This is a genomic window from Thalassoroseus pseudoceratinae, from assembly GCF_011634775.1.
In the GTDB taxonomy this organism is placed as follows: Bacteria; Planctomycetota; Planctomycetia; order Planctomycetales; family Planctomycetaceae; genus Thalassoroseus; species Thalassoroseus pseudoceratinae.
The window spans coordinates 758116-770485 of sequence record NZ_JAALXT010000004.1 but is presented as its reverse complement, the minus strand read 5'-3'; the positions used below and the strand labels follow the sequence as shown (position 1 = coordinate 770485).

General features: G+C 55.4%; 8 protein-coding genes. 3 read left to right on the top strand and 5 right to left on the bottom strand.

Annotated elements, in window-relative coordinates:
- Window positions 1–251: 251 nt before the first annotated feature.
- A complete protein-coding gene (locus tag G6R38_RS17365) occupies window positions 252–983 on the top strand; it encodes a CpsB/CapC family capsule biosynthesis tyrosine phosphatase (protein ID WP_166828724.1) in 732 nt (243 codons plus the stop codon).
- 116 nt (window positions 984–1099) lie between these two features.
- Here the strand turns inward: G6R38_RS17365 and G6R38_RS17360 are convergent, their stop codons facing one another.
- On the bottom strand, window positions 1100–3688 hold the full coding sequence (locus G6R38_RS17360) for a c-type cytochrome (protein WP_166828720.1): 2589 nt from the start codon (window positions 3686–3688) through the stop codon (window positions 1100–1102).
- A gap of 216 nt (window positions 3689–3904) precedes the next feature.
- Between G6R38_RS17360 and G6R38_RS17355 the strand changes: the two genes are divergently transcribed.
- Together G6R38_RS17355 and G6R38_RS17350 are read left to right on the top strand one after the other, a co-directional pair.
- The gene (locus tag G6R38_RS17355) at window positions 3905–5746 is read left to right on the top strand and encodes a glycoside hydrolase family 15 protein (protein WP_166828717.1); all 1842 of its coding nucleotides are present in this window, start codon (window positions 3905–3907) and stop codon (window positions 5744–5746) included.
- Between the two features lie 114 nt (window positions 5747–5860).
- The gene (locus G6R38_RS17350) at window positions 5861–6133 is read left to right on the top strand and encodes a hypothetical protein (RefSeq protein WP_166828714.1); all 273 of its coding nucleotides are present in this window, start codon (window positions 5861–5863) and stop codon (window positions 6131–6133) included.
- 32 nt (window positions 6134–6165) lie between these two features.
- On the opposite strand, the gene G6R38_RS17345 is transcribed toward G6R38_RS17350, so the two are convergent.
- From G6R38_RS17345 to G6R38_RS17330, 4 genes are all read right to left on the bottom strand, one after another.
- Window positions 6166–7371, bottom strand: coding sequence for a sialidase family protein (locus G6R38_RS17345; RefSeq protein ID WP_166828711.1), 1206 nt, complete (start codon window positions 7369–7371; stop codon window positions 6166–6168).
- A gap of 11 nt (window positions 7372–7382) precedes the next feature.
- Window positions 7383–8837, bottom strand: coding sequence for a pectate lyase (locus G6R38_RS17340; RefSeq protein WP_166828708.1), 1455 nt, complete (start codon window positions 8835–8837; stop codon window positions 7383–7385).
- Window positions 8838–8909: 72 nt separating this feature from the next.
- Window positions 8910–10703, bottom strand: a complete 1794-nt coding sequence (locus G6R38_RS17335) for a M3 family oligoendopeptidase (RefSeq protein WP_166828705.1) — start codon at window positions 10701–10703, stop codon at window positions 8910–8912.
- Window positions 10704–10777: 74 nt separating this feature from the next.
- On the bottom strand, window positions 10778–12259 hold the full coding sequence (locus G6R38_RS17330; protein ID WP_166828702.1) for an endo-1,4-beta-xylanase: 1482 nt from the start codon (window positions 12257–12259) through the stop codon (window positions 10778–10780).
- Between the last annotated feature and the right edge of the window lie 111 nt (window positions 12260–12370).

Below are 12370 nucleotides of genomic sequence, written 5' to 3'. Positions count from 1 at the left end.
CCGCCCCAAATTCGCAAAACGTGTGTTTGCACGACCCGAAACACGACTCAATGAATCAGTCGTTACTCTCGAATCGGTTAGTAGGCTAAAGGAACTTTAACAGTCGTAACGGTTTAACGGGCAAGTTGTGAAGAACTGGAGGGCCCTGCAAATCTGGGAACTTTGTCGATACCCTTTTCCTGATCGGTTCAGTTCGCTACAGGAGAAGTAGAGCGTTCCTATGGATTGAATTCACCCCAACGGAGAGCGGTGTGCCCGAGCGAAATTTTTTCGATTTGCATTCCCATTTGCTTCCCGGGATCGATGATGGATGCGAACGCATCGAGGAAACGATCGCGTGTCTGAAGCAAATACAAGCTGCGGGGTTCGTGGGTTCGGTGTGCACGCCTCATGTGTGCGTCTCCTCGTTCCTTGAGAACACGCCTGCGTTTATTGAGGAACAACTTCAGCGGTGGTCGACAATTGTGGAACGTGAGGTGCCGGGGTACCAACTCTGGACCGGTGGCGAAGTGCGAATTTCCGACCATTGCATCGCCGATCTCGAACGGCATGGCATACCGACGATTGGGCCAGGACGCTGCGTGTTGGTCGACTATTTCGGGCGGCATTGGCCGGATTGCGGATGGGAAACCATCGAATACTTGCAATCCGAAGGGTTTCAGCCGGTTTTGGCACATCCCGAGCGGATGGACTTCAACGATGAGGAATGGCAAGCGGTGATTGATCGCTTGGAAACGCTGGGGGTGTGGCTGCAAGGGAACTTGCGTTGCCTCGCCGGTTACGAGGGCAGTCTGGCGCTGGCTCGCGGGATGGAATTGCTCAAGTCCGATCGGTATCGGATCATTGCCAGCGATCTTCACGGCACGCATGCACTCGACGAGCGTTTGCGGGGATTGAATGCCATCGAGGCGACTGTCGGTGAAGAACAGCTGCACCAACTGCTGCATCACGGTCCCAAAGAAGTGTTGGGACTCGCGGGGTAACGCCACGAATCAGCAAACGTCACGTCTGCGGAAATTTGTTCGAGTAAAAAAAATGGGAGAACCCATGACGTTCATGGATTCTCCCTCAAAATCTCAGATTCAAATCACGAATCTCATCACTTGAACATTGGGCTGTCCGGATTGCCCCGTGAGAGGAGATAGGCAATCAAGTCGAGTGCCTCGTCTTCGCTCAGTGTGTTGAGCAAACCTTTGGGCATCATCGACGTGGTAGCCGGTTCCATGATTTCGATCTTGTTGCGATCGACGCCTTGCAAGTCGTTCGGATTGAGCATGTCCGTATTGACGCGGAAGGTGTCGCCACTCAAGTTGACGATTCGCCCCACGATGACCTTGCCATCATCCATCAGGAACTTCATGGCTTGATATTGATCGCTGACGGTCTTGCTCGGTTCGATGATCGACTCCAGCAAGTCCCGTGGATTGAATCGGCCGGAAACCGCTGTCAGGTCGGGACCGATGGCTCCACCTTCGTTGTTGAAACGGTGACACGAGTAGCACTTTCCGGCGGCGAACATCGCTCGGCCTTGTGTGAAATCGCGTCCGGTGAGTCCGGCTTCGACTTTCGGGAGCAGCTCGGTGATTTTCCAGTCCCGCACGAATTCACGCGGTTCGGCAGCGATTTCTGGAGTTTCTTCCGCTTTGGCTTCCAACAGGGGTTTCAGCTTCTTTTTGGTAGCCGGGTCCAACGCTGCGATGGCATCTTTCTTGATGGACTGCACGAACAGATCGAAACTCGCACCACCTTTGTAGGTCGCAGCTTCCAAGAACCATTTGAAGTAGCTAGTTGCCAACTCGGTTGTCCAACCGCTGTTGAGTTCTCGCAGTGTCTTGGCAATTGCGATTTGCTCTTCCTGCGTGGGAGCGGCGTGCAACAGGTTCAGCGATGGTTCCACCAAGTCATCGGCTTCCAAGTACACGAGCAATTCCATCAGCTTCAAATTCAACGCCGGAGTTTTGGCCGGGAAGTGCGGACGGAAACGGCTAATGATCTGCTTGCGATCTTTCATCGTTGGCGGTCCGAGACGACTAAATGCCACTTCCAACACTCGCAACGTGTGAAGTTTTTGCCGCTGGCTGAGTGAATCCCACTCCAAGCGTTCCAGTGATTTCAGAACGTCCTTGAGAGTCGCTTTTGCTTCACCACTGAAGGCGGCTCGCATTTTCGCGTCTTGTTTGGTCCAGGTCGGCGGGACGGTGTCCAACTCGGGATCACGACGAACGGCATCCGGACGCCGGTACTGTCGCACCAAGGCCAACAACGCTTCCAAAGAGGCTTGTGGGTTCGTTTCAGCGAGTGCTTTCTCACGCCATTGATCGAGCGGTTGTTGTTCGATTGCGACCCGTGCGGCATATCGAAGGAAACGATCTTTACTGCTCAGATTCGGCCATGCCAACGCGATTGCTTGCGGGTCTTCTTGGAGGTGGAACGACTCGAGTTGCTTCCGCAATTTTCGGGCATCGGCGGCGGCTTTGGGATTCGCCGCCAATTCCTCGGTCGATTGCTTCTTCTCGCCCCCTTTGTACGTCACGCGATACAAACCTGATTGCACGCGGCGTCCGCCAATGGTGAAGTACATCGCACCGTCTTGCGGGTTGATGACGATATCCGTCAACGGCAGCGGTGTGCCGGTGATGAATTCTTCCAGGTTCGCTGTGTACGATGACCCTTGCGGCGTCAGATGGACGGCGTAGAGTTTGCCGTAACTCCAGTCGCAGCAGAACAGGGCTTCTTGGTATTTCTCGGGGAACTTCGCACCGTAACCGAAAGTCACGCCAGTCGGTGAACCGGGGCCAATGTTGATCGTGGGCGGCACGCTGTCCGGATAGTAAACCGGCCATTTGCCCGCTCCGTTTCGCCAACCGAATTCGGCACCACTGACCACGTGACACACCCGCGTCGGGCGATACCACGGCGTGTTCATGTCCCATTCCATATCGGCATCGTAGGCAAAGAGTTCGCCATCTTTGTTGAAGGCGGCGTCGTATTGGTTGCGGAAGCCGTTGGCGACCAATTCCCAGTTCTTGCCATCGGGATCGATTCGGCAGATGAATCCGCCTTGGGCGGGCGTGCCCTTCATGAATCCACGACCGTAAATCCGTGGCAACAACAGGTCTTCATCCCACACCTCCGGCACACGGGATTCACTGAGCTTCGGTTGTTTCGTGCGGTTCCCACAGACGACGTGCAGCGACTTTTTGTCCGGTGAGAGCAACACCGCATGCGGACCGTGTTCGGCTCCGCCGTCGAGGATTTTCAGCGTTTCAACAGAATCGAGTTGATCATCACCGTCGGTATCGCGAACACGATACAGTCCGCTGGCGTATTTCTTGCCGCGATTGACCATCACGTACAAACTATCGAACGCCCACAACAATCCTTGGGCTTCCCCGATCGGGACGTCGATCTTCTCAATTTTTGTTTCTTCGCTGTTGTTGATTCCCGGCGGAGTCACACGGAACAACCCGCCGTATTGATCGCAAACAATTAATCGGCCTTTCGGATCGGTGCACAAACTCACCCAGGACCCTTCTTTGTCCTTGGGGACCGAATACAACAATTCGACCTGAAAACCATCTTTGATCTTCAACAAATTGATCGGTGTTGCCTGCGGTTCAGCGGCTTGAACAGCCGTCGCAAGCAGCGAAAAACAACCGACCCAACAAACAGTCAGCCAACGTGGCATACGGACTCTCCCCAGATTCAATTGTGTGTGGATTCAAAGATTCGCACGGTCAAAAACCGTGAAAATCCGTGAAATGTAGGTTACTAGAATCGTTTCCGAGACGGGGTCGGTCAACCCACTCACCAATTCCGTGTACTTGTTCCGACCGCCAAACGGGACTACAAAGCACGTAGCGAATCCCAAAATAAACCAGAATTCGACGCGAAGCAGGCACTCATGACTTATCAACCCATCGAGAATTACGGCATCATCGGGAATATGCGGACCGCGGCGTTGGTGGGCGTCAACGGCTCGATTGATTGGTATTGCTTCCCGTATTTCGATTCCCCCAGCATGTTCGCCAAGTTGCTGGACAGCGAAAAAGGCGGTTCGTATTGGATTTCGCCCGTCCACAACGGTCATAACACGAAGCAACTGTACTGGCCCGACACGAACGTGCTGGTCACGCGGTTTCTGTCGCCGGAAGGGGTCGGTGAACTGCAAGACTTCATGCCGGTCGGAGCAGCGGACGTCGACGATCGGCACGATGAATTGGTCCGACGGGTGCGGGTCTCACGGGGGGAGATGGAATTCGAAATCCTCTGCGAACCGGCGTTTGATTATGCCCGTGGGACGCACAAAACGCACATTCTCGAAGACTGCGGTGCGGCGTTCGAAACCGAAAAACTCACGATGGGGCTCTCGACCGAAGTCGAATTGAAACCGACCAACAAAGGCGGCGTTCGCGGGCGGTTCACATTGCGGCAGGGCGAGGAAGTGACGTTCATTCTCCGACCCGTGGAACCGGGGGAATCGCTGGCTCACTGCCCAAGCGAGGAACGAGCCGAGCAAATGTTCGAACGCACCGTAAGTTACTGGCGTCATTGGCTTTCGAGGTCCAACTACAAAGGCCGATGGCGAGACATTATGAACCGCGCGGTGCTGACGCTGAAACTGCTTACCTTCGAGCCAACCGGAGCAATGGTCGCCGCTCCCACGTGTAGTCTGCCGGAATCAATCGGCGGCGAACGGAACTGGGACTACCGTTACTGTTGGATTCGCGACGCCGCGTTCACCGTCTATGCGTTTCTCCGACTCGGATTCACCGAGGAAGCCAAGGCGTTCATGGAGTGGTTACGCGAACGGTATCGGCACGCCCACGATGAGGGACCATTGCAGATTGTGTATGGTCTCGACGGCCGAACCGATCTTTCGGAAACCTCGCTCGAACACTTGGAAGGATACCGGAATTCCACGCCAGTCCGTATTGGGAACGGGGCTCATTCGCAGTTGCAGCTCGACATCTACGGCGAGATGCTCGATTCGGTCTACCTTTACAACAAGTACGCCGAACCAATTTCCTACGATGCCTGGTGCGATTTGCGTTACATGCTCGATTGGCTTTGCGAAAATTGGCATCGTAAAGACGAAGGGATTTGGGAAGTTCGCAGCGGTCGCCAGCACTTCGTGTATTCCAAGCTGATGTGTTGGGTCGCGATGGATCGGGGATTGCGACTCGCCGAAAAACGCTCGCTGCCAGCCGATCAGGTGCATTGGCGAACCGTTCGCAACACAATTTACGAAGAAATTCTCACCCGCGGATGGAACCCCAAACTTCAGGCGTTCACGCAGCATTACGAGAGCGACTGTCTCGACGCCTCGAATTTGATCATGCCGTTGGTCTTCTTTATGGCTCCGAACGATCCCAAGATGTTGGCGACCATCGACGCGACCAATCGGCCTCCGCATGAAGGCGGTTTGGTCTCCGACGGTATGGTTTACCGCTACGACGCGGAACGCTCACCTGACGGACTTGAAGGCGGCGAAGGCACGTTCAATATGTGTTCGTTCTGGTTGGTGGAAGCGTTGACACGCGCCGGGCACACGCACCCCGAAAAACTCGATGAAGCTCGACTTCTGTTCGAGCGGATGCTTGGTTACGCGAACCATCTCGGTTTGTACGCGGAGGAGACCGGCGCCAGTGGCGAAGCTCTCGGCAACTTCCCGCAAGCCTTCACACACCTTGCATTGATCAGTGCGGGCTTCAATCTCGACCGTGCTCTCGGCGGAAAAGATTAAGGCCAAAAAAGATTAAGACCGAAACCAAATTGTTCGTTAAGGTCCATCGCGATCTATCCGAAGAATACAGTTCCGGTTGCTGATCGAACTGTGGGGATGAGGGAGCGTTCCGCGATGTCGTACGTGATCCAAAGTGAACTGAGCTTCGACGAATTGAAGCAATATCTGTGTCGCGTGGGATTTGAACAGCCCGCGAAAATCCACCAAACGCTGGCGTTTCATCACACCGAAACCGGCACAGTCATTGCGCTAACGGCACCGGAAAACGAAAACACCGTGCGTTCGGCGGATCTTGTGACCGTCTCAAGGCGGCTGAGAACTCTCGGAATTGTCGAAAAGTCCGAAATCCTGCCGTTCAATGCCGGTCAGCTTCCGAAAGCCGCATAGCAGCCTGGGCGAAAACTCGGTTGGAACCGTGTCTATTGGCCGAGCACGTCCTGTGTGGTGAATCGCGTGAACTGAATGCGTGTGTAGAGTTTTCCGCCGGGTTTGTCGGATTCGAAGACGATTCCGAAGGTGTTTGGAGCGAGCTTGACCATGTCGCTGTAGGCCGCCGGTCCGGTGTAGATCAGCGGGCCGTCTTGCCAGGATTTGGCTTCGTCGGTGCTGTAACGGATTCGCATATCACTGCGGCCTTTGCCGGTCGGTCCGCTTTCATCGGGGCCGGAGAACAGAATCAAATTCTGTTTGTCGCCGTCCAATTTGGAGGCGGCTCGCAACAACGCGCATTGCACGACGGGGGGATCGATCGGATCGAGCACGGGCACAAATGGGGAATGTTTCGAGTCGGTCGACTTCTCGAACGTCTCGCCGCCGTCCCGGCTGATGGTACCGCCTCGCGTGCCAGGTGCGGAGCCGTGTTGGTCCCGGGTGTTGAAGTACAAGCTGCCATCGTTCAATTCGACGACGGTGGTTTCATTGGAGTTCAGCCCGTCATCGTAGCTGTCGTCGACGGCTCCCAGTTTCCACGTTTGGCCATGATCGTCACTAATGACGACTTGCACGCCGTTCACGCCACGGTCTTGTCCCGGCTTGCCAATGCGATGATCCGCCGGCACCACCAATCGGCCTTTGTGCGGTCCGCGTTGAATTTGAATCGCATGAACGGGACCGGTCGCGTACCAACCCCAACCTTCAAGTTTCACATCTTTGGTGATGTCCCGCCGCTTCGCCCACGTTTGACCGTGATCGTCGCTGTACGTGACGAAGACACGATCGTTCTCCAGATTGAACGGCAACCAAATGCGACCGGCATGATCCGGGTCCATGTGGTCGACAACAGGGCAAGGGTTGCCGATGGTGATGTCCACCTTGGCATCCTGTGGGAAGTACGATTGAAAGTCGCTGCTTTCCTGCACGACTTGCAACGGCCCCCAGGTTTTGCCGGAGTCGGTTGAGCGTTTTAGGACAAGGTCGATTTCGCTCGCATCTCCCCCGACTCTTGCTTCGCAAAAGACGAGCAAATCGCCATTCGCTGCTTTGATCATCGCGGGAATTCGGTAGACGTTGTAGCCGTCCTGACCGGCTTCAAAGACTGGGACCGCCGAGAATTCTTTGGCGAAGACCGTTGCGGTGGTCAGGAGACACAAACCAAGACAAATTGCGAATTGTCGCCAATGATGCATGTTCAAAACCTTCAATTCTTCGAGCGTCGAGTTTGATCGGTGGTGAGAAGATAGTCGCTGAGTCGTTCGAGGTTTTTGCTAAAGACTTCGCTAGCGAGATACGGCTCTCCCTTGGCGAACCGATTGTCACCGATGAGTTTCTCACCCTTCGAGATGGTGACCCATCGACCAAACTCGTCGAGGTCTTCGACGATCCGACGAGCCTCTTGGTCGCTGACTTCACGAGGTTTGTTCAAACGGCTTGGCTTCCACTCGCGTCCGGAAAGCTTGGCATACTCCTGCCGAAACCAAGGCAACTTCGATCCCGTTTTCCAACCGTAATGGTCTGGTAGATTCGAGTCGTCATACGTGAGCGAATACACCTTACCGCGTCGTTGCATGTAGAGCGGTTTGTTGGTTTCCAATTCGTAATAGCGGGCGAGTTGATTGTCTGGCAGCAGTGATTTCTCCAGGTAATCAAGGGCCGCGGGAATCGGTTCGAGGTATTTGCGATCGCCGGTCACGCGGTAGATCAGCATCAGAGTTTTGATCGTTTCCTGAGACTCATCCCCTGAGATTCCCGGTGGTTCGAACTTGCGAGCCCATACGGGAATCATGTCGTAATTGTATTGCTGAGCCCACGCCGGTTGCGGATCCGGCATTTGTGCGAGGATAAGAAAGTCGCCCAACTTCTTGAGGGCCTCCGAGTACTTCTCGTCCTGGTAGACTTCATGGGCGGCGATCAACGTGTTCGCGACGGTGCCGGGCACGTTGTCGTTGAGGGTGTAGAGATTCCAATACGCTTTGATCCGACCTTCGGTTCGCCAATCGTAATCGGGGAACTTTGGTTTCACGATGGGCGGATCAGGATTCGGTTCGCCTTGCCAGACCTGCGGGAAGGCACCATTCGGGAATTGCGCATCGAGCAACGCGTTCAAACCGAATTTCGTGGCTTCGTGAATTGTCTCGTCTTGGAACTTCAGCGTTTCATCCATCCGGATGAGGAAGAGCAACGCGGTGGCGGTTTGACCGTCGTCCAGGGAAGACGTATTCCGGCCGCGACCACGCCCATTGCGATACTGCGACACCCGTTTGCCACGGGGATCGAAATCAATGCAGTTCGTCCAACCGCCGGACTTCACTTGCCCATAGACCAACGCATTTGCCGCGTCACGAGCGGCTTCCAAAAAGTATTGATCGCCGGTGGCTTGATACGCTTTGAGATACGCCAGGCCGACGGTTGGTGTGCCGGGCGGTTGCACCCAGATTTGATCTTTGGTCGCCTCGCCTTCGCCCCAACGTCGGTCTAAGTCGATGTCATAGACATACACGTATCCGCCGTGTGTGGCGACGTCTTCCCGGTAGAATCTCGCCGCTTTCCGCATCGTCTTGGTAACGGATTCGGTCGTCAATTCCTGAGCCAAGCCGTCAGTCGGAAAGCCCGTTAGCAAGAATCCGAATAGCAAGAACGCATGGCCAATTCGCATGATGACTTCACCTTTCGCGCGAAGACGTTGATCAATGGATTGGCATCAGTGTGGGCGAATGTGCGGGGGGATTCAAGTCGCGTCGAGAAACAGCCCGACCCGGTTCTCGACGATATCGAGACTTTTGTTCCAGAAGTCGGGAGCGGTCAGGTCGTAGCCAAAAGTGGACTGCACGGCGTCCTCGGTCGTCTGCGAACCGGTCGCGATTAACAATTGCCGATAGCGTTCGGGGAACTCGTCGCCGATCTCATCTCGCAGGGCGTAAATACCCAGTGACAGCAAATAGCCGAATGTGTAGGGGAAGTTGTAGAACGGCAAACCGGAGATGTAGAAGTGCAGTTTCGACACCCAGAATCGTGGATTCCAACCGTCGTCGGCGAGGGCGTCGGAGTAGGCGGATTTCTGGGCGGATAGCATCAATTCGGAAAGTCGATCCGCCGGCACTTCGCCACTGGCACGTTCCTTGTGGAAGGCATCTTCGAACAGGAAGCGGCAGTGGATATTCATCAGAAACGCGACGGCATCCGAAAGCATATTGTCGAGGATCAATGAGCGATCGGTGTCGTTTTCACTGCGTTCTAGACGTTGCTCGCCCAGTACAGCTTCGGCAAACGTGGACGCGGTTTCGGCAAGATTCATCGGATAATGTCGTAGCATCCACGGGCGTTCCTTGAGAACCCAACTGTGGTAGGCATGCCCGAGCTCATGAGCCAACGTCGACATGCTGTCGGCGGAGTTCGTGAATGTCATGAAAATCCGTGACTGCTTGTGCGTGGGGAAACCGGTGCAGAAACCGCCCTGGCGTTTGCCGGCACGGTTCTCGGCTTCGATCCAACCATCACGCAACGCCATCTCCGCGAACTCACCGAAGTCGGGACTGAACCCGTGGAAGGTTTCCACGACGGTTTGACAGGCGGTGTCCCAATCCAACTCGGTATTCGAGCCGGTTCCGACTGGCAGGGGAGCGGCCACGTCATACCACGCGAGACGATCCACACCCAACAATTGAGCCTTCCGTTGCAGGTAGGAAACCAGCATCGACTTCCGTGCGGAAATCGTGTTCCACATCGTGTCGAGTGTTTCGCGTTTGAGCCGATTGTATCGCAGCGGGGCGTCGAGGTGGTCTTGCAATCCCAACCGCCGATACAGCGAGAGCCGTGTGCCGCTGATGTGGTTCAGGCAATCCGCACACGTATCCTCGAGCGTTTTCCACGCTTTGTCACTGGCGTAAAAGTTGTTTTCGCGGACGGTTCGCTGTGACGAATCGGTTTGGACTTGGCTGACCGATTTCTCGACGAGTTCGCCTTTCTCCATGACCTGCACGCGAAGTTCACCGGAAAGCCGATCGTACAATCGGCCCCAGGCGTGAATGCCATCAACACCCAAATCGGCGGCCAACAGTTCCTGTTCTTTCGGCAAACGTAGAACCGCGTTACTCCGGGCGTCATCGAGAGCGAATCGAATTTCTTGGAGCCACTCGTCACCGTTCACGAAGGCGGCGTAGTCTTCATCACTCGCGTGCTTGAGACCGAATTCCAGGTTCGTCGCGATCGTTTCCCGAAGCGGTGCCAACGAAGCCAACTGTGCTTCGTATCGTTGAAACAACTTGTTGCCCGCGTCTCCGGCGGCGTGGCAGCCCACGAAATGATCAAGACTCGTCATCCGCATTGCGGTCGTTTCACGACTTTTGAGAAAGTCCCGCCATGCCGACACCACGTTCGGGTCTCCGGATGGTTCCGGCAACTCTTCCGATTGTTTGGCGAGGGTCTCCAATTCCGCTTTGACGGTCTCGACTTGCGTGCGGAATTCGTCGGTTTCCGGGTGTGGCAGCAGGGAATCAAGATCCCATTGAATCGGGTAAGTCATGATGTTTCAGCGTCTCAGTTGAAAGGGGCGGGCGTCATGCGTGTGTGGTGGATGCGTTTTGGCCGACCTGCCGGTTACGTCCAGTATTCACGACGATATTGAATGATGCGGTCGAGCGAGGGTTTGGGGCCACCATCCGGACGAACCAGACCTGCATTGGCGAAATCATGGGGCACCGCGTCGCTGATGTGCGTCCAATAGATGCCAACAACGACTTGCTTGCTCATCAGCATCGGCAGGAAATTCTCGACGAAATCGGCCTGCATCCGGTCGCTCCATGCATTCGCACCGGCGGAACCGTCGAGACGTTGATTTTGCTTGGAGAATTCGTCCGGCTGGACGCTCGACGGGAATGCCAACGTGACCCGTAACGGAATTTGTAGGCAACTCCACAGGTCAATTAGTTGAGAAAAGTCCAGCAAATCGCGTCGGGTGCATCCATTTGGGTGGTAGCCGATGGCCACTTCGAGATTCACCCCCGAAAGACCCACGCCGGATCGCACGAGTGCATCCACGAATTGCAATGGGCTGAAGCGATGTTTGCCCTTCGCCTGATAGGCTCCCCAAGGTTGATCCACACGAACCATGAGTTGGTTGTCTTGATCAACTTGGCTGGCAATTTCCAAGGTGCGGGCTGCAAGCGATAGCCGATCTTCCTCCGATAACGCGAGGGCTCCCCCGGTGTTGGCACGCGCGGCGACTTCCCAAAATCGAATCCGTCCGGCATATCGCGTGATTGCCGTCTCGACAAAATCGCTGACAAAACTTTGCAAATTCAGAACTTCATGCTGCCATTGCCACAACCAGTCGGGAAGTCCTTCCGGTGAGAGATCAAGCAGCGGACCGGCGGTCATGAGCAATCGATTTTTCTCACACCATTCCACTTGCGCGTCGTTGGTGTCCCATTCGTATTTGCCTTCTTCGGGTTCGATGAACCGCCATTCAATCGGAACCAAGGCAGCGTTGAACGCGTTGACGAACGAGTCTTCCCAGTCCGGATTGGGCGGGGCATGTCCTAAGCCACATCCGAGCGAAGCCGGTAAGTGAGTCGTGCGGGCACGCCGGACTGCCAACCGCTGAGCAATATACGATTTCGAAAGCACGTCCGCCGCTCGGAATGTCGTCTCCAAAGACTGTCGAGCAACTTCGCTGGCACGCGGTGCGTCGTCCTGGTTCGAGACAGCCTCAGCCAACAGTTCGTGCGACTCCTGCATGAGTGGGGGGAAATCTTTGGGAACATCCATCCCCGCCATGTTCCAAGCAGCGAGTTGATCGCGAAGCTGTGCCAACTTCCCTCGCGCCAGTTCCACCAGCAAAATGTAGGGTTCCTCACGCTCGGGCAGCGAAGAGGTGCTGGCCATCGGACGCCCGAAGCCTTCAATCGGCAACGCTACGTGCAACTTTCCACTGTCAGAGTTCTGACGCCGATACGCGACGACGTTCCCATCGATTTCGACACGCGTGGGGTGCACCCGACCGTCGAAACCGCGCACGTAAGCACGTCGGATTTCGGGCCAGTTGTCGAGTTGATCCACTGGGTGGATCGAAAACCGCATCACTCCCATCCGGCGTCCCCGGTGGCATTGCTGGCAAAATTGGTGAAGAATACAACACGTCGCAGTTGCGGGTCAGTGTAATCTCGCATTTGCAAATGTTCAACAATCGGC

Coding starts and splice junctions, on each gene's coding strand:
- G6R38_RS17360 (WP_166828720.1), bottom strand. CDS start 3,688: ATGCCACGTTGGCTGACTGTTTGTTGGGTCGGTTGTTTTTCGCTGCTT.
- G6R38_RS17355 (WP_166828717.1), top strand. CDS start 3,905: ATGACTTATCAACCCATCGAGAATTACGGCATCATCGGGAATATGCGG.
- G6R38_RS17350 (WP_166828714.1), top strand. CDS start 5,861: ATGTCGTACGTGATCCAAAGTGAACTGAGCTTCGACGAATTGAAGCAA.
- G6R38_RS17345 (WP_166828711.1), bottom strand. CDS start 7,371: ATGCATCATTGGCGACAATTCGCAATTTGTCTTGGTTTGTGTCTCCTG.
- G6R38_RS17340 (WP_166828708.1), bottom strand. CDS start 8,837: ATGCGAATTGGCCATGCGTTCTTGCTATTCGGATTCTTGCTAACGGGC.
- G6R38_RS17335 (WP_166828705.1), bottom strand. CDS start 10,703: ATGACTTACCCGATTCAATGGGATCTTGATTCCCTGCTGCCACACCCG.
- G6R38_RS17330 (WP_166828702.1), bottom strand. CDS start 12,259: ATGCGGTTTTCGATCCACCCAGTGGATCAACTCGACAACTGGCCCGAA.